14 protein-coding genes are annotated in these 18,983 nt (G+C 43.7%); 9 read left to right on the forward strand and 5 right to left on the reverse strand.

Annotated features, from left to right (window positions below):
• Positions 1-13 precede the first annotated feature (13 nt).
• The 3 genes from DW036_RS01065 to DW036_RS01075 are packed head-to-tail and all read left to right on the forward strand — an operon-like array spanning position 14 to position 7,401.
• The gene (locus tag DW036_RS01065) at positions 14-3,079 is read left to right on the forward strand and encodes a glycoside hydrolase family 2 TIM barrel-domain containing protein (protein ID WP_118460624.1); all 3,066 of its coding nucleotides are present in this window, start codon (positions 14-16) and stop codon (positions 3,077-3,079) included.
• 25 nt (positions 3,080-3,104) lie between these two features.
• Positions 3,105-4,976, forward strand: a complete 1,872-nt coding sequence (locus DW036_RS01070; RefSeq protein WP_118460626.1) for an alpha-L-fucosidase — start codon at positions 3,105-3,107, stop codon at positions 4,974-4,976.
• Between the two features lie 4 nt (positions 4,977-4,980).
• Positions 4,981-7,401 carry a sulfatase-like hydrolase/transferase gene (locus DW036_RS01075; RefSeq protein ID WP_118460628.1) on the forward strand — a complete coding sequence of 807 codons (2,421 nt, stop codon included), beginning with the start codon at positions 4,981-4,983 and terminating at the stop codon, positions 7,399-7,401.
• Positions 7,402-7,635: 234 nt separating this feature from the next.
• On the opposite strand, the gene DW036_RS01080 is transcribed toward DW036_RS01075, so the two are convergent.
• Together DW036_RS01080 and DW036_RS01085 are read right to left on the reverse strand one after the other, a co-directional pair.
• The gene (locus DW036_RS01080) at positions 7,636-8,142 is read right to left on the reverse strand and encodes an RNA polymerase sigma factor (RefSeq protein WP_022393711.1); all 507 of its coding nucleotides are present in this window, start codon (positions 8,140-8,142) and stop codon (positions 7,636-7,638) included.
• A gap of 273 nt (positions 8,143-8,415) precedes the next feature.
• The gene (locus DW036_RS01085) at positions 8,416-8,919 is read right to left on the reverse strand and encodes an RNA polymerase sigma factor (RefSeq protein WP_118461145.1); all 504 of its coding nucleotides are present in this window, start codon (positions 8,917-8,919) and stop codon (positions 8,416-8,418) included.
• Positions 8,920-9,149: 230 nt separating this feature from the next.
• Here DW036_RS01085 and DW036_RS01090 point away from each other — a divergent pair, with 230 nt between their 5' ends.
• Both DW036_RS01090 and DW036_RS01095 read left to right on the forward strand, forming a co-directional pair.
• Positions 9,150-9,968 (forward strand): 1-acyl-sn-glycerol-3-phosphate acyltransferase, encoded by an 819-nt coding sequence (locus tag DW036_RS01090; RefSeq protein ID WP_118221626.1) that lies wholly within the window; start codon positions 9,150-9,152, stop codon positions 9,966-9,968.
• Between the two features lie 37 nt (positions 9,969-10,005).
• On the forward strand, positions 10,006-10,992 hold the full coding sequence (locus tag DW036_RS01095; protein WP_118460630.1) for a GNAT family N-acetyltransferase: 987 nt from the start codon (positions 10,006-10,008) through the stop codon (positions 10,990-10,992).
• Positions 10,993-11,013: 21 nt separating this feature from the next.
• On the opposite strand, the gene DW036_RS01100 is transcribed toward DW036_RS01095, so the two are convergent.
• The gene (locus DW036_RS01100; RefSeq protein ID WP_118461147.1) at positions 11,014-12,342 is read right to left on the reverse strand and encodes a deoxyguanosinetriphosphate triphosphohydrolase; all 1,329 of its coding nucleotides are present in this window, start codon (positions 12,340-12,342) and stop codon (positions 11,014-11,016) included.
• Between the two features lie 90 nt (positions 12,343-12,432).
• Here DW036_RS01100 and dut point away from each other — a divergent pair, with 90 nt between their 5' ends.
• The 4 genes from dut to DW036_RS01120 are packed head-to-tail and all read left to right on the forward strand — an operon-like array spanning position 12,433 to position 16,547.
• Positions 12,433-12,864, forward strand: coding sequence for a dUTP diphosphatase (dut, locus tag DW036_RS01105; protein ID WP_021968203.1), 432 nt, complete (start codon positions 12,433-12,435; stop codon positions 12,862-12,864).
• Between the two features lie 22 nt (positions 12,865-12,886).
• The gene (locus DW036_RS01110; RefSeq protein ID WP_118460631.1) at positions 12,887-14,644 is read left to right on the forward strand and encodes a lipopolysaccharide assembly protein LapB; all 1,758 of its coding nucleotides are present in this window, start codon (positions 12,887-12,889) and stop codon (positions 14,642-14,644) included.
• The gene (locus tag DW036_RS01115; protein ID WP_118460633.1) at positions 14,641-15,237 is read left to right on the forward strand and encodes a DUF4292 domain-containing protein; all 597 of its coding nucleotides are present in this window, start codon (positions 14,641-14,643) and stop codon (positions 15,235-15,237) included. Before DW036_RS01110 ends, DW036_RS01115 begins: the two co-directional genes overlap by 4 nt.
• Positions 15,234-16,547, forward strand: a complete 1,314-nt coding sequence (locus DW036_RS01120; protein WP_118460635.1) for a murein hydrolase activator EnvC — start codon at positions 15,234-15,236, stop codon at positions 16,545-16,547. The genes DW036_RS01115 and DW036_RS01120 overlap by 4 nt, the downstream gene beginning before the upstream one ends.
• 306 nt (positions 16,548-16,853) lie before the next feature.
• On the opposite strand, the gene DW036_RS01125 is transcribed toward DW036_RS01120, so the two are convergent.
• Both DW036_RS01125 and DW036_RS01130 read right to left on the reverse strand, forming a co-directional pair.
• Positions 16,854-17,942: a M20 family metallo-hydrolase gene (locus DW036_RS01125; protein WP_118460637.1), complete on the reverse strand. Its 1,089-nt coding sequence runs from the start codon at positions 17,940-17,942 to the stop codon at positions 16,854-16,856.
• A 182-nt stretch (positions 17,943-18,124) separates the two neighbouring features.
• Positions 18,125-18,784, reverse strand: coding sequence for a porin family protein (locus tag DW036_RS01130; protein ID WP_118460639.1), 660 nt, complete (start codon positions 18,782-18,784; stop codon positions 18,125-18,127).
• Positions 18,785-18,983: the final 199 nt, after the last annotated feature.

Genomic DNA, 18,983 nt, shown 5'->3' on the forward strand with positions numbered 1-18,983 from the left:
GAGATATAGTACCATGAAAAAGACCCTGTTGAGCTTGTGTCTGACTTGCCTGCTTACCACCCCTGCTATAGCACAGACTGTACAGCCGGAATGGCAGAGCCAGTATGCTATCGGAAAAAACAAACTGGCACCACATACTTATATATGGCCTTATGCGAATGCTGATGCCGTGGGTGAAGGCAATTATGAGCAATCACCTTACTATATGAGTCTGAACGGTAAGTGGAAATTTCATTGGGTGAAGAATCCCGATCATCGTCCGAAAGACTTTTATAAACCTTCGTTCTACACGGGCGGATGGGCAGATATCAATGTCCCCGGTAACTGGGAGCGTCAGGGATATGGTACGGCTATTTATGTGAACGAAACTTATGAATTTGATGATCCTTTGTTCAACTTCAAAAAGAATCCGCCGCTGGTACCTTATGCAGAGAACGAAGTAGGTTCTTATCGCCGTACGTTCACGGTTCCTGCTGACTGGAAAGACCGTCGCATCGTGATTTGCTGTGAAGGTGTGATCTCTTTCTATTATATCTGGGTGAACGGACATATGCTGGGCTATAACCAAGGTTCAAAAACTCCTGCCGAATGGGATATCACGGACTATGTACAGGAAGGAGAAAATACCGTGGCGCTTGAAGTGTATCGCTGGAGCGCCGGTTCTTATCTGGAGTGTCAGGATATGTGGCGGTTGAGTGGTATTGAACGGGATGTCTATCTTTACAGTACTCCACGCCAGTTTATAGCTGATTATAAAGTGACTTCTTCTTTGGATAAGAAAGAGTATAAGGAAGGAATTTTCGGCCTTGATGTAACAGTTGAAGGAAGTGCGACTGGTGTGTCTGCTTTGGCATATAGTCTGGAAGATACTGCTGGAAAGATAATATTACAAAATGAAATACCGGTCAAGAGCCGTGGCTTGAGTAATTTTATTACCTTTGACGAACAGTCCCTTCCTGATGTAAAACGTTGGAGTGCAGAATATCCGAATCTTTATACGTTGATATTGACATTGAAAGATGATGCAGGGCATGTAACACATCTGACCGGTTGCAAAGTCGGTTTCCGTACTTCCGAAATCAAGGATGGCCGTTTCTGTATCAACGGGGTACCTGTATTGATAAAAGGTGCTAACCGACATGAACATTCTCAGTTGGGACGTACTGTCAGCAAAGAACTGATGGAAGAAGACATTCGCCTGATGAAGCAACATAACCTGAATACTGTGCGCAACTCGCATTATCCGACACATCCGTACTGGTATCAACTTTGTGACCGCTACGGCCTTTATGTGATAGATGAAGCAAACATCGAATCGCATGGCATGGGGTATGGCCCGGCTTCATTGGCAAAGGATAGCACTTGGTTACCTGCCCACATGGATCGCACCCGGCGCATGTACGAGCGCAGCAAGAATCATCCAGCCATTGTTATCTGGTCATTAGGCAACGAAGCGGGCAATGGCGTCAACTTTGAACGGACGTATGACTATATGAAGTCCATCGAAACCACCCGCCCCATTCAATACGAGCGTGCCGAACAGAATTACAATACGGATATCTACTGCCGCATGTATCGCAGTGTGGAAGAACTGCTGGCCTATGCCCGCCAGACAGAACCGAAAGTTTACCGTCCTTTCATCATGACCGAATACCTGCACGCCATGGGCAATAGCTGTGGCGGGCTGAAAGAATATATGGACGTCTTCGAAACAGAACCTATTGTGCAGGGCGGCTGTATCTGGGATTGGGTAGATCAGTCGTTCCGTGAAATTGATGCGGGCGGACGTTGGTATTGGACTTACGGCGGTGATTATGGTCCGAAGAATGTACCCAGTTTCGGGAACTTCTGCTGCAATGGTCTGGTGAATGCTGTCCGTGAACCTCATCCACATTTGCTGGAGGTGAAGAAAGCATATCAATATATAAAGACTACATTGATTGATAAGAGCAACTTGACTTTAAGTATAAAGAATTGGTACGATTTCACCAATCTCAATGCTTACACCCTGCACTGGCAGGTGGTAGGTGATCATGGGAAAGTGATTGTTGACGGCACCCGTCAGGTGGATGCCGCTCCACATGCCACGGTGGAAGTTGCACTCGGTGCTGTACGTTTGCCTTCTGATGTTCGTGAAGCTTATCTGAACTTAAGTTGGACTCCTGTGGATGCAGCTCCATTTATTAATACGGATTACGAAGTAGCCTACGATCAGTTTGTTCTTTCGGGTAATAAAAACTACCGGACTCCGGAAACCAAACTTTCGGGTAAGGTGGAAATGAATATAGATCCGGAAACCGGGGCGCTTCGCTCTTATATTTATAATGGTAAAGAATTACTGGTTTCTCCCGTTACATTAAGCCTCTATCGTCCGGTGACGGATAATGATAACCGTGAAAAAGTAGGAGGAGCCAAAGCCTGGAAGAAAGCCGGACTGGATCAGTTGACACAACGTGCTCTTTCAGTGAAGACCGCTACCCATGGCGGACGTGCCGAAGTGGAATTATTGAATGTCCGTGGTGAAAAAGTGGGAACTGCTTCTTTCATCTATACATTGAAGAAAAACGGCGAATTGGATATACAGACACACTTCGTACCCGATACTACCGCTGTCACTTCGCTGGCGCGTGTAGGGCTTACTTTTGAAATGCCCGATACATACAGTCAGGTGTCTTATCTGGGGCGTGGAGAGCATGAAACTTATATGGATCGAAAACAATCCGGTAAAATAGGTATCTATCGCACTGATGTGGAGCGTATGTTCCACTATTATGTTCGTCCGCAGGCAACGGGTAACCGTACGGATGTCCGTTGGATGCAGCTTGCTGATGAGGCAGGTGAAGGGCTGGTATTCCGTTCCGATGCTTCATTCCAGTTTAGTGTGATTCCTTTTACGGATGAGAATCTGGATGCGGCAACGCATATCAATCAATTACGGCGCGAAGGAGTGGTAACTGTTCACCTGGATGCAGCGCAGGCGGGAGTCGGTACGGCTACCTGTGGCCCCGGAGTGTTGTCGCAGTATCGTGTACCTGTGCAGGATTACACGTTCCGGTTTACAGTCCGTCCTTTGAAATAGATAGAAACCTATAACATAAGATAGCATGAAAAACCTGATTCTAACTACAGTTCTTAGTCTTGCAGTCTTTTCCGGATTGCAGGCACAAGAAACTTATTATGAGAAGCACGTTGTTTTTCCCGCTGGTGCTACAGCTGCGGAAAAGGTAGAAATGGCTTCCCGTCTTGTACCCACTCCACAGCAATTGGAGTGGCAACGTATGGAACTGACCGCCTTCCTGCATTTCGGCGTAAATACTTTCACCGGGCGAGAGTGGGGGGATGGTACCGAAGACCCTGCCATTTTTAACCCTACCTCGCTGGATTGCGAGCAATGGGTACGGACTCTCAAGGAAGCCGGTTTCAAGATGGCTATTATCACTGCTAAGCATCACGATGGTTTTTGCCTCTGGCCTACAAAGACTACCCGCCATTCCGTAGCCTCTTCTTCTTGGAAAGATGGAAAGGGAGATGTTGTGCGTGAGCTGCGTGATGCTTGCCAGAAGTATGGCATCAAATTTGGCGTTTACCTTTCCCCTTGGGATCGTAATGCCTCTTGCTATGGTGATTCTCCTGCCTACAACCAGTTCTTCATCGAGCAACTGACCGAATTACTAACCAATTATGGTGAAGTACATGAAGTGTGGTTCGACGGTGCCAACGGTGAAGGTCCTAACGGCAAAAAACAAATCTATGACTGGGATGCCATATTGAAAACCATTCGCCGACTACAACCCAAAGCCGTTACTGCTATCATGGGTGATGATGTTCGTTGGGTAGGTAATGAAAAAGGTATCGGTCGTGAAACAGAATGGAGCGCTACAGTTTTGACTCCGGGCATCTATCCTCGTTCCGGCGAACAGAATAAGGAGTTGGGTATCTTCGGCAAGGCTAAGGACTTAGGCGGACGTGATATAGTGGCTCGTGCTACCGAACTTTTCTGGTATCCTTCTGAGGTAGATGTTTCCATCCGTCCGGGTTGGTTTTATCATGCCGATCAGGACAAGCAAGTGAAGTCTTTAAGCCATCTGACGGATATCTATTTCAAATCAGTAGGCTATAATTCCGTTCTATTATTGAATATTCCGCCCGATCTTCGTGGGTTGATCAATGAAAATGATGTGCAGCGGCTGAAGGAATTTTCCGGTTATTTGAAGAATACTTTTGCCCGTAATTATGTGCTGAAAGGAAACGAAGCATGGCATGGAACTTCCGGTACGGTCCGCCAATATGATATACAGAAAGATGCACTTGTAAATGCTTTTATGATTCAGGAAGATATCTCCAAAGGGCAACGTATCGAAAGTTTTCTTGTAGAAGCTTATAAAGATGGTTCCTGGATTCATATGGCGGAAGGTACAACAGTGGGATATAAGCGTCTTATACGTTTCTCTGATACTCGTCCGGAGCGCATTCGTGTAACCATTCGCTCTGCCCGTGGTGTGGCTGATGTTGCTGCGGTCGGTCTTTTCTATGCAGAACCTCTTGCAGATAAGGATGAAGAAGTACAACTCAGCGATGTACCTGTCGATGGATGGCAGGTGGTTGGTGGCAATGCAGATTCCCGTAAGGCTATTGATGGGGACCGGAAAACGGTTTGGCGTGCTTCCGCACTTACGCCATTGGTTGTTGATATGGGGGATAAAATTGAAGTAAGTGGCTTTAGCTATGCTCCTTCTCCTGGAGATGATTTAGTAGGAACTGTCTATAAATATGCTTTCTATGTCAGCCTTGACGGGCATTCATGGACTAAATGTGAGACAAGTGGCGAGTTCAGCAATATCATGCACAATCCTGTGCCTTATTTTGTCCGGTTTGGCAAAACCTATCCTGCCCGTTACTTCAAGCTGGAACCAGTGTCGGAGATAAATAATAAAAATATTGTAACGGTCGGTGAGGTCGGTATCCTGACAAAATAGTGTTATGAAGAATTCAATACTCTCTATAGCCGCTATGGCATTACTTTCAGGTAATGCCATAGCTCAGCAAAAGCCTAATATCATTCTTTTTCTGGTGGATGACATGGGATGGCAAGATACTTCCTTACCGTTTTGGAATGATACCACCGAACTGAATCATATTTATGAAACGCCTAATATGGAGCGTCTGGCAAAGAAAGGTGTCAGGTTTACACACGCTTATGCATGCCCCATCAGTTCCCCTTCACGTGTCAGCTTATTTACGGGAGCAAACGCCGCCCAGCATAAAGTAACGAACTGGACGTTGAAGAAAGATACACCGACTGACCGGAAAAATGAAACGCTGGATTTTGAAGCATGGAATTATAATGGTCTGTGTCCTGAACCCGGGTTGGAACATTCTTTTTATGCGAAGTGTTTGCCACAATTGCTTCGTGAAAACGGATATACTACCATGATGGTAGGTAAAGCTCATTTCGGCTCGATAGATACGCCTGCTGCCAATCCACTGGCAATCGGCTTCGATTATAACATAGCCGGTCATGCAGCCGGTGCCATGGGTAGCTATCTGGGAGAAGAAGGATATGGTGCTTCCGGTAAACCGGAATGGGCAGCGATATGGGCTGTGCCCGATTTGGAAAAGTATCATGGAACAGATACTTTCCTTACTGAGGCTTTGACGTTGGAAGCAAAAGGACTTATGGATAAGGCTCTTGACCAGCCTAAACCTTTTTTCCTCTATATGAGTCATTATGCCGTGCATGCGCCTTTCGGAACAGATAAGCGTTTCTATCAGAAGTATATGGATAAAGGGCTTCCGCATAAAGAGGCGCAGTATGCTGCCTTGGTGGAAGGCATGGACAAGAGCTTGGGAGATTTGATGGACTATGTAGACCGGAAAGGCATTGCAGATCATACAGTTATTATTTTTATGTCGGATAATGGTGGCTATACAATAGGCCGCGCGGATAAAAATGCTCCATTGAGTGAAGGAAAAGGTTCCTTGAAAGAAGGGGGAATCCGCGAACCGATGATCGTCTATTATCCGAATGTAACATCCCCCTCAACCATGAATGATACACCGGTCATTATCGAAGATTTCTTTCCGACTCTGTTGGAAATAGCTGGAGTACATGATTATCAGACACCACAGCAGATTGACGGGCAGAGCTTTATGGCGCAGGTGACAGGACAGACTGGAGAAAAAGAACGTGCTTTATTTTTCCATTATCCAAATAATTGGGGTGAGAGAATACAAACGATTGGTGCTCCGCAAAGTGCCGTTGTGAAAGGTGACTGGAAATTAATTCATTATTATGACACCGGTAACAGCTGTCTGTATAACTTAAACGATGATATTTCCGAAAAGCATGATTTGTCTGCACGCTATCCGGATAAAGTGAAGGAGTTAGCCAAAGTTTTGAGTGACTATCTGCGAGCTCAACATGCCACTATGCCTATTCTGAAAACTACCGGCAAGTTTGTTCCCTATCCCGATGGAGAAGACGTAGAGAGGATATTGCCGAAAGATGATGAAACGTTGGTATATGACAATCCGGGGGATGCGCTGCACTTGAAGAAGGGCGATGTGCATCCTAAAATGAAAGGATGGTCTTTTTATACGGCCCATGAGTTTAATGATAAAGATACGAAAAAGGGACTGCCACTTGGCTTTGTAGAACATAGAGGCTTGCATATGTCACGTACGGCAAAGGTCGATAACCGGAAATGCTCAAAAGTAGAGGATGGGGTTTTACGCATCTGGAGTGTAGAGGAGAAAGATTCGATAGACAACCGTTTCGGTAAGAAGGTGAAGTATTCTCACGGTTGCTATCGCACCTCACTTCCCGGCAGTAAGGAGTTCTGGTGTAACTTTACTGAAAATATGCGTATTGAGATACGTTTCAAACGTACTCCTTATGTAGGTTTCAATGATGCCCTCTGGTTTATGGGAAACAATAATCGTCCCTGGCCGAAGAATGGTGAGATCGATCTTTTGGAGAATCCCAAGAAGACATTGAACGATTGTGCTCATTTCACGCTTCATTCCGAAAACCACTATGCCGGTGTTGTAGGCGGTGGCGGTAGTGTCACTTCTTCCATCAATCTTGCCGATATGTCTCAATGGAATATCTATTGGCTGGAATGGTATCCTGACCGCATTGTAGGAGGTGTCAACGGACAAGCCTATTTTGAACATCACAAAGGGGCTGATGGCAATACCGACTGGCCTTGGAGTGACCCGCTGGGCTTCTTCCTGATTTTCAGTACGGGTATCTCTACGAACCCGAATGCCTGGCCTGGTGCTATCATTCCTTCCGAATGGAAAAAAGATGCCAAACCTGCCATGTATATCGACTGGATACGCGTTTATACGAATAAGGACTATAAAGGCGAAAATCCTCCTACCCCTAAATTTTACTAATCAAATACCTGCCCGGGCTACACTTGCTCCGTACCAACTCCGTACTTTCTCCGTGTAGAGGTACTTCTGAGTGGAGAATGTACGGAGCAAGTACGGCTTTGGTATGGTTCGGGTATGGAGTAGACCCCTAAAAAAGATAGGGCAGACCGGATTACTCCTGCCTGCCCATTGTCTCTCTAACACAACCAAAATTCTATGTGATGTATTGATTCTGCTTATTATTATTATTTATTCTTAAACAAAATCTTTCAGTTCTTGTTGTAACTTCTGTCGGGTGAAGAAGATACGGCTTTTTACTGTACCTAATGGTAAGCCCAGCTTCTCTGCAATTTCGCGGTATTTGAAACCGGATACGTGCATTGAGAAGGGAATCTTATATTCACGGGGCAGAGCATTTACTATACGGTGCATCTCTTTCAGGTCATAAGCGCTTTCCGTGCAATCGAATCCCGATTCCTGCGGTAAGTTGAGATGATAGAGATTATCTGTTTGGTCTACGAAAGTCTGATCGCGAACTACTTTGCGGTAGTTGTTGATAAAGATGTTACGCATGATGGTATACATCCATCCTTTGAAGTTCGTATCAGGTGCATATTTATCTTCGTTATCTAACGCCTTTAATGAGGTTTCCTGGAGTAGGTCGTTTGCTTCTTCGTGGTCCGAGGTTAATTTGTATGCAAAGCGTAATAAATCGTCTTGTACCCCGAGCAATTCTTTTTGGAATGTAATACTGTTATTCATAATCAATTCTCCTTTTCAATAGTTATTCTTTTGTTTTGCCTTTTGACTTTGCAATTTTACAAAAGATGCATCACTTTAACGGACGGAATTCTCGCAATAAATGGGGGGAAAACTATCAATTGATAGTTTTCAGGTGATATATTGATAGTTTTTGGGTGTTTTGATGGCGTTCATACAAGAGGCCTCTGACCTCTGTATGAACACTCTTTTATATCAAAACGTTATCGGTTTAGGTTGAATAAGGTAATACCTGGTTTTATCTTGCAAATCAGGTTATCTGAAGTCTTTCAGTTCTTGCTGCAACTTTTGGCGTGTAAAGAATATGCGGCTCTTTACTGTGCCTAAGGGTAATCCCAGCTTTTCTGCAATTTCGCGGTATTTGAAACCGGATACATGCATGGAGAATGGAATCTTATATTCGCGTGGCAAGGCATTTACTATGCGGTGCATCTCTTTCAGGTCATAAGCGCTTTCGGTGTTTGCAAATCCGGATTCCTGTGGCAGATTAAGATGATAAAGATTATCTGTCTGGTCTACGAAGGTCTGGTCGCGAACCACCTTGCGATAGTTATTAATAAAGATATTGCGCATGATGGTGTACATCCAGCCTTTGAAATTAGTGTCTGGTACATATTTATCTTCATTGTCTAATGCCTTTAATGAGGTTTCCTGAAGCAAATCATTTGCTTCTTCACGGTCGGAGGTTAATTTGTATGCGAAACGTAATAAATCGTTTTGTACTCCGAGCAAATCTTTTTGGAATGTAATACTGTTCATATCGTTCTCCTTTTTTATATAATTATTCGTTTGTTTGACTTTTGATGTTGCAATTTTACGAAAGTTATCTAACTCCGACGGACGCATTTCAAGCAATCTTTAGGGCAAAATCTATCAATTGATAGTTTTTGGGCGTCTTTTGTTTGTTTTTGGGTGCAGTTTTAGACAATTTTATTGCGTATAATTAAAAAGATGAGTTAATTTTGCGCAATCATTTCATCTTAAAAAGAATGGCTGACGACTCTTTATTTTTGATTGATATTGATAAAGTACTCCGGGAAAAGGCTCCGAAGTACTATAAGTACATCCCCAGATTCGTAGTTTCTTATCTGAAAAGAATTGTTCATCAGGAAGAACTGAATGTTTTCCTGCGCGACTCTAAGGATAAAGTAGGCGTAGACTTTTTAAAAGCCTGTCTGGAATTTCTGGATGCCAATATCGTGGTGAAGGGAGAAGAAAACCTACCGAAAGAAGGACTCTATACCTTTGTCTCCAATCATCCATTGGGAGGTCAGGATGGTGTGGCCTTGGGGTATGTACTGGGCTCTTTTTATAATGGTAAGGTGAAGTATATGGTAAATGACTTGCTGATGAACCTGCAAGGATTAGCCCCTCTCTGTATACCTATTAATAAGACCGGAAAACAGGCAAAAGACTTTCCGAGAATGGTAGAAGCAGGCTTTGCATCCGATGATCAATTGATTATGTTCCCGGCTGGGTTGTGTTCCCGTCGTCAGAATGGAGTGATCCGTGACTTGGATTGGAAGAAGACCTTTATTGTAAAGAGCGTGCAGACACATCGTGATGTTGTCCCTATTCATTTCGAGGGCCGGAATTCGAACTTTTTTTATAATTTGGCTAACATCTGTAAATTCTTGGGCATCAAGGTTAATATTGCTATGCTCTATCTTGCGGATGAGATGCTGAAGAACCGTCATAAAACGTTTACCGTTACAATTGGGAAGCCTATTTCTTGGCAGACTTTTGATAAATCGAAGACTCCTGCCGAGTGGGCGGCTTACGTAAAAGATATCGTTTATAAATTATAGAACTTAGTTTTAATAAGAGAACTACTAACAAAAAAATATGGAAGAGATTATTGAACCTATAAGTAAGGAACTTCTGAAAGCGGAATTGACCGAAGATAAGCGTCTGCGTACGACCAACAAGAGCCATAATCAGATTTATATCATTACAGCTCAGGATTCTCCGAATATAATGCAGGAAATCGGACGTTTGCGTGAGATTGCTTTTCGTGCGGCAGGCGGGGGAACAGGAAAACCGCTGGATATCGATGAATATGATATCATGGAAAATCCTTATAAACAGCTGATTGTTTGGAATCCGGAGGCAGAAGAAATATTGGGCGGTTACCGTTATCTCCTTGGTACGGATGTTCAATATGACGAACATGGTGCTCCTATTCTGGCTACAGCTCATATGTTCAATTTCTCTGAAAAGTTCCTGAAGGAGTATCTTCCTACTACAATCGAGTTAGGTCGTTCGTTTGTTACGGTAGAGTATCAGTCCACCCGTGCTGGTAGCAAAGGCTTGTTTGCATTAGATAATTTGTGGGACGGACTGGGAGCACTGACAGTGGTTATGCCGAATGTGAAATATTTCTTCGGTAAAGTTACTATGTATCCAAGCTATCACCGCCAGGGACGCGACATGATTCTTTATTTTCTGAAAAAGCATTTTGCGGATAAGGATAGTCTGATTACTCCGATGAAACCGTTGGAAATGGAAGCTAAAGAGGCTGATCTGGCTGCTTTGTTTTGTAAGAAGACATTTAAGGAAGACTATAAGATACTGAATTGTGAGATACGTAAGTTGGGTTATAATATCCCGCCGTTGGTGAATGCATATATGAGCCTGAGCCCAACCATGCGTATGTTTGGTACCGCTATTAACTATGGTTTCGGTGATGTGGAAGAAACCGGTATCCTGATTGCTGTGGACGAAATTCTTGCAGAGAAGCGTATCCGCCATATCCAATCGTTCATAGAAAATGAACCGGAGTCTTGCAAACTGACCTCCGGGGCGAATAAAGTATTCTTTCCGAGTAGATAATAGTTGTGCCTGAGGCACAACTTATACTGCTGGCAGACTGTTGCCGTTGATCTTTCTGTAGAGGTCGAGAGCAAAGACATCTGTCATACCGGAGATATAATCCAATACCGCCTGTATTCTTTCATAGAGTATGGGCGCTTTTATATTATACTGGCCGGATACCCGGTTGATGAGTAGCTGTGAGTAAGCCTTTTCAGGTGAACGAACGGCATCTATCATTAAGTCAAGCAGGGTACTGATGATGCGGAAACCGGCAAGTTCAATATCCAATACGTCGCGTGAGCGATAAATCTTCTTTAGAGAAATGTCGGCACAATGATTGTAAGCACTGGCAGGCAGTTCGGATATATGTTTGATGAGACTTCCCTCAAATTCTCCTTCCAATATTCTTTCTTCATTGTTCAGAAAGGCTTGGGTACATTCCTGGATAAGCAATCCAATGACACAGGAACGCAGATATGCAATCTGTTCATTGACGTCACTGACAATGTCGAGCGTTTTGAGCATATGTGTTTTGCGCTCTTCCGGGAAATAGGAAAGGAGTAAATCTTGTGTTTCTCCGGTGGTGAGTATCTTTAGTTTATGGGCATCTTCAATGTCCATCATCTGGTAACAGATGTCGTCTGCCGCTTCTACCAGATAGACGAGTGGATGGCGGGCATATTTCAGTGGGTCATCATTCAATCTTTTCATACCCAGTTCTTCGGCTATCCGTCGGAAACTTTCTTCTTCCGTAGTGAAGAAACCGAATTTAGACTTTTTGCCGGCTAAACTCGATGAAAAGGGGTATTTTACGATACTTGCCAGAGTGGAGTAGGTAAGAACGAAACCACCTTTACGCCGTCCTTCGAACTGATGGGTGAGTAAGCGGAAGGCATTGGCGTTTCCTTCAAAATGTGTCAAGTCTTCCCATTGTGCGGCAGGCAGATGCTCTTTCAGTGCCATACCTTTTCCTTCGGAGAAGAAAGTGGAGATGGCTCGCTCTCCGGAATGTCCGAAGGGAGGGTTACCTAAATCGTGTGCCAGGCAGGCAGCTGATACGATGGAACCTATTTCTGGAAGATAAGAATTTTGCAGTTCGGGCTGACGGGCAAGGATTGCCTTGGCTACATCAGTCCCTAATGAGCGCCCTACACAGGATACTTCCAAGCTATGTGTCAGGCGGTTGTGTACGAAAATACTACCCGGAAGGGGAAAAACTTGGGTTTTGTTCTGCAAGCGGCGGAAAGGAGCTGAAAAAACGAGACGGTCATAGTCACGCTGGAACTCAGAGCGGTTTTCGTGGCGCTCTTGGTGAAACTCTTCCAGTCCGAAACGCTTGGCAGATATGAGGGTATTCCAATTCATCATGGTTACTTTGTTATTATTTAACTGCAAATGTATCATTATTTTGCTTCAAATTCCGTATTTTCGCCCGTTAATATAGTAAACGACTTGAATATGAACGTACAAATCATTAATAAATCGAAACATCCGCTTCCGGCTTATGCCACCGAACTGTCCGCAGGAATGGACATCCGTGCTAATCTTTCAGAACCTATTTCGTTAGCTCCGATGCAGCGTTGCCTGGTACCTACGGGATTGTATATTGCCCTGCCGCCGGGGTTCGAAGCACAAGTACGTCCTCGCAGTGGTTTGGCTATAAAGAAAGGTATTACTGTGTTGAACTCTCCGGGAACGATTGATGCCGATTATCGTGGGGAAGTTTGCATCATCCTTGTAAACCTGTCATCGGAGACTTTTGTGATAGAAGATGGGGAACGTGTAGCCCAGATGGTAATAGCACGCCACGAACAAGCCACCTGGCAGGAAGTGGAAGTGTTGGATGAAACGGTGCGCGGTGCCGGTGGTTTCGGCCATACGGGAGTGTAACAATTGATAATTGCAACTGATAATGAAGATTAGATTTAATATACTATCGCTTTTCTTGTTGTGTGCGTTACTTGTATCGTGTGGTACTTCCCGTCAGGGAGGTAAGAAGCAACGGAAAGGGATGAAGACGCAGGTTGTGCTTACACCCGAACAACAGCGTAAATACGATTACTTCTTTCTGGAAGCTTCCCGCCTGAAGATGCAAAATGATTATGGAGCTGCTTTCGATTTGTTGCAGCACTGTCTGACCATTAATCCGAATGCGTCATCGGCTCTATATGAAATATCGCAATATTACATGTTCCTCAAACAAGTTCCCCAGGGACAGGCAGCTTTAGAAAAAGCTGTGGAGAATGATCCGGATAATTACTGGTATAGTCAGGGACTGGCAAACCTGTATCAGCAGCAGAACGAGATGCAAAAGGCTACTGACTTGCTGGAAAGCATGGTCGCCCGCTTCCCGGATAAGATGGATGCTCTGTACAGCTTGCTGGAAATATATAATCGTTTGGAAGAGTATGATAATGTGATTACTACTCTGAATCGTCTGGAAGAAAAGATGGGTAAGAACGAGCAACTCAGTATGGAGAAATTCCGCATCTACTTGCAGATGAAAGATAATCAGAGTGCTTTCCGTGAGATTGAAAGTCTGGTGGAAGAATATCCGATGGATATGCGTTATCAGGTAGTGCTGGGTGATGTCTATATGCAGAATGGCAAAAAGGATGAGGCTTACAACATGTACAAGAAAGTACTTGCTACCGAACCGGATAATGCCATGGCCATGTACTCATTGGCATCCTACTATGAGCAGACCGGACAGAAAGAGCTCTATGAACAGCAATTGGATACCCTTTTGCTGAACAAGAAAGTACCTTCCGATACTAAATTAAATGTGATGCGCCAGTTTGTGGTTGAGAATGAACGGGCAGGCAAGGATAGTACTCGCGTGATTAGCCTTTTCGACCGTATCTTGGAACAGGATCAGGACGATGCACAAATGCCTATGCTCTATGCCCAATATCTCCTTTCCAAAGGGATGAATAAAGAGACAATGCCTGTGCTGGAACAGGTGTTGAACATAGACCCTACCAACACTGCCGCCCGTATGACGCTTCTGGGTGAGGCGATTCGTAAGGAAGATTATAAAGAAGTGATCCGGCTTTGTGAGGCAGGTGTTGAATCCAATCCGGATATGTTGGAATTCTATTTCTATCTTGCTATAGCTTATAATCAGGCAGAACGGGCAGACGATGCACTTGCCGTTTGCCAGAAGGCATTGGAAAACATTACGGAAAAGAGCAAGAAAGAAGTCGTTTCCGATTTTTATGCCATCATGGGTGATATTTATCATACGAAAAAGATGAATGCAGAAGCCTATGCCGCTTATGATTCTGCATTGGTTTACAATTCGGCGAATATCGGAGCCATGAATAACTATGCCTATTATCTTTCTCTGGAACGTCGTGATCTGGATAAAGCGGAGGAAATGAGTTATAAAACCGTGAAGGCTGAGCCGAATAATTCTACTTACCTGGATACTTATGCCTGGATTTTATTTGAGAAAGGCAATTATGCTGAAGCACGCCTTTATATAGATGATGCTATGAAAAATGAAGGTGATAAGAGTGACACCATTGTAGAGCATTGCGGTGATATCTACTATATGACCGGTGATGTGGACGGCGCCTTGAAGTATTGGAAACAGGCTCGGGAAATGGGCAGTGAGTCCAAAACTTTGAAAAAGAAGATTGAGAAAAAGAAATATATACCAGAATGAGAGTGTTACACTGCAAATACAGCACAGCAGGACGTATTCGTATCCTGCCCTTTTGGCTTCTCCTAAGTTTAGTGGTAGGTCTTTCCGGCTGTAAGACTTCCCAGAAAATGACTTCATCAACAGGAGAACCTCGCTATTTGTCTTCTAAGGTACAACTGACTATTCCTAATAAAGGGGGTACAGTTACAGTGAATGGTACAATGAAGCTTGTGAGCGGAGAACGTATGCAACTTTCTTTTTTGATGCCTATTCTTCGCAGTGAAATAGCTCGATTGGAAATCACTCCCAACGATGTACTGGTAGTAGATCGTATGGGAAAACGTTATGTTCAGGCTACCCGCAAAGAATTGAAGGACATTCTGCCCAGGAAGGTAGACTTTGCCTATCTGGAAAAGATTCTTTTTGATGCTGCCAAACCCGGTGGTAAGGCCACTTTGACGGGCAAAGAACTGGGTATCCCTTCTTTAGAGAAAGGTAAAATTGTCCTTACCGACTTCTCGAACAAAGAGATATCGTTGACACCTACTCAGGTGTCTTCCAGATATACTAAAGTTGAATGGACTGAACTTTTAGAGATGCTGGCGAAGTTATGAGACATTTTCTTTGTATCTTCATAGGTTGTTTCTGTCTGGCTCTGCCGCTTTGTGCCCAATCCAATAAGATTATTAAGGAGTTGGAAAATAAGCGGGGCGCTTTGCAAAAGCAGATAGCTGAATCGGAAACGCTCTTGAACACTACAAAGAAAGACGTAGGCAGCCAGTTGAACGGGCTTGCCGCCCTTACCGGACAGATAGAGGAGCGGAAACGGTATATTCTTACCATCAATAATGATATGGAGACTATAGACCGTGAACTATCTAAATTGGAACGGCAATTGGTCCGCCTTGAAAACGATTTGAAGGATAAGAAAAAGAAGTATGAGGCTTCCGTCCAATATCTGTATAAGAATCGTTCCGTTCAGGAAAAGCTTCTTTTTATTCTTTCTGCTAAAACGCTGTCGCAGACGTATCGTCGTATGCGCTATGTGCGCGAATATGCCGACTATCAGCGTCTGCAAGGTGAAGAGATTCTGAAAAAACAAGAACAAGTCAATCAAAAGAAAACAGAACTGCAACAGGTAAAGAAAGCGAAGGCCAGTTTACTGAAAGAGCGTGAAGTAGAAAAAGAAAAGTTGGAAGCTCAGGAAAAGGAAAAGAAGACTTTGGTGTCCAACCTGCAGAAGAAACAACGCGGTTTGCAAAATGAACTCAATAAAAAGCGTAAGGAAGCTAACCAGTTGAATGCACGTATCGATCGTTTGATAGCCGAAGAAATAGAGAAAGCCCGTAAACGTGCAGCTGAAGAAGCCCGTAAGGAAGCTGCTGCCCGTAAAAAAGCTGCTGCCAAAGAAACGAAACCGACGGCAACTTCTTCTTCCGAAAAGACTACAACAAAGAAAGCGGCGCCTCTTGAAACCTATATGATGGATAAGGCAGACCGGGAACTCTCCGGTAGCTTTATTAGCAACCGTGGCAAGTTGCCAATGCCTATTACAGGACCCTATATTATTACCAGCCGCTATGGACAGTATTCCGTAGAAGGACTTCGTAATGTAAAACTGGATAATAAGGGTATTGACATTCAGGGTAAGCCCGGTGCGCAGGCACGTGCTATCTTTAATGGAAAGGTGGCTGCTGTCTTCCAGTTGAACGGTCTTTTCAATATCTTGATTCGTCATGGAAACTACATATCTGTCTACTGTAACTTATCTTCAGCCTCAGTGAAGACGGGCGATACTGTAACTACCCGGCAAAATATCGGGCAGATATTCTCGGACGGTGCTGACAATGGGCGTACGGTGCTTCACTTCCAGTTGCGTAAGGAGAAGGAAAAACTGAATCCGGAACCGTGGCTGAGCCGCTGATGCTCTATACCTGCCTTTTCTTGTTTATACTGGAATGGATTCCTTTATAAATAACACTCCATTATACTCGTGTGTTATGTCTGTGATCGTGAACTCATAATAGTAGTTGAACGGTTCGACACCATAATTCTTGAACCCCCATATGGTAACTCTATTTACACGCCGAGGTAAAGACCGTTACACGCCGAGGTAAAGCTCGTTACATACCGAGGTAAAGGTCGTTACAATAAGGAGTAAAGGTCGTTACATGCCGAAGTAAATGCTTTTACATCTTGCAGTAAACCACTGGTAAATGCTATTATTTGATTACCAGTTAGTTAAAGACTGTAAGGTGACGCCATCCAGTAGTTCCAGATATAACCCGATAGCCTCTTCTATTTCCTGAATGAAAATAAACTCATCTGCGGTGTGGGAACGGCTACTCTTTCCCGGGCCCATTTTGAGAGAAGGGAATGACATCAGTGCCTGATCGGAGAGGGTAGGAGAACCAAAAGGCACACGTCCCATTGCTACGGCACGCTGTACTATCGGATGTTGTTCTTCTACGTGAGAAGAACTTAAGCGGAACGAACGTGCTTTGGCTTCGCAAGAAATATGTTTTTGTATTTCGGTAAATAGTTCCTGATTGCTATAACATTCGTTACTGCGGATATCTACCACAAAAGTGCAGCGGTCGGGAATGACATTATGCTGTGTACCTGCATTTATTTGTGTTACACTCATTTTTACAGGACCTAACAGCGGAGATACTTTTTCAAAGCGATAGTCGCGAAACCAAGCGATGTCTTCTAATACCTTATATATGGCATTATCTCCTTCGTTTCGTGCAGCATGTCCGGCTTTACCGTAAGCAGTTACATCCAGTACCATTAATCCCTTTTCAGCAATGGCGGGCTGCATCTCGGTAGGTTCGCCTACAATGGCAAAGTGGATCGGGGGAAGTTCCGGTAATACACACTCGATACCACCTTTTCCGGACACTTCTTCTTCACAGGAAGCTAGATAAATGAGATTGTACTTCTGTGTAGTGCGGCAAAGTTGCAGAAAGACTTGCAATAGGCTGACAACGCTTGCACCGGCATCATTACTTCCCAGCCCGTATAGTTTTCCGTTGCTTTCCTGGGTTGGTGTAAACGGATCTTTTCGCCAACCGTTCACGGCTTTCACGGTGTCAATATGTGAGTTTAGTAACAATGTGGGTTTATTTAAATCGAACATCGGGCTGAGGCACCAGATATTATTACCTTTTCGCCCGGTTGCCATGCCTTGCAGCTCAATATAATTCTGTAGATAATCTGCCGCTTTTTCTTCATCGCGGCTGATGGAAGGAATCGCAATCAGAGACTTAAGAACTCCGGTTGCCTCAGAAACCATTGTAGGTATATCGTAAGTCATATCTCAATCAGTTAAATTATTGTGATGCAAACTTACGGATAAATACTGAAATATGCTTAATAGACAGAATAAAAATGCCTCTTCGGCTGTTGGTGTTTATGAATAAAAGGGTACGGAAGAAGGAGAGAAGGGAAAAGAAAAGGGTGCTCGCTGGCACCCTTTTCTGATTATCTTATATTTGTTTAGAACATATAGGAGAAGGAAATCATTAGGTTACGGTTTTTCCAATCACTATTGTCTATTGTTTCAAGTAATCCCCAATCATAGCTAATAGCGACTTGATATCTCTGATTGAATTCAACACCTGTTTTAAGTCCTAAGCCTAAATCAAAACGTTTCATTTTATCCTTTCCGAATATGTTTTCAGAACCTTCACCTTTTAAATCACTGGGATCTATTCCCCATTCTCCCCAATCTATGTTTCCGCCAGCACTACTAAGGTCAGCTTTGGCTTTAATTTTACCGAATACGCCGATAGCAGCATAAGGACCTGCATTTCCAAAGACAGCAAAGTTTTCATTTATGACATATTTGTATCCCATATGAACCGGAATTTCCAGATAATACGGATTAAGCTTGAGACTTACCAATGAGCCATAGTTAGCTTTACTACCTTTTGATGTCAATAATCCGCCAAATTCAAGGTAAACTCCTTCAGCAACTTGTGGCAATGCCATTTCTGCCTTTACTCCTACGTGGAACCCTGTTCTGCTATTCATAAAGCTGTTGGAGTATTTACTACTGTTCATACCTGCCGTGACGCCCCATCTAAGGTTTTCCTGTGCGTTTACACTCCCTAAACCTATCGCCAGTATGGCGACTAATGCTAGAATCTTTTTCATGTCAGTTAAGTTATTGTATTGATATTTAAAAAACTATCGGTTGCAAATATATACATATATTTGTATCTCTTTGGAAAAAAGAACAGAAATATGGAGTGATCACTTCCTTTTTATGGTAAGATCGTACTAATATTACAGAAGTATATACTAAACATTTAATTCTCAAGATAGAAATAGTTTCATTTGAAACCACTATCTT

This window comes from Bacteroides sp. AF39-11AC, from assembly GCF_003474285.1.
Lineage (GTDB): Bacteria > Bacteroidota > Bacteroidia > Bacteroidales > Bacteroidaceae > Bacteroides.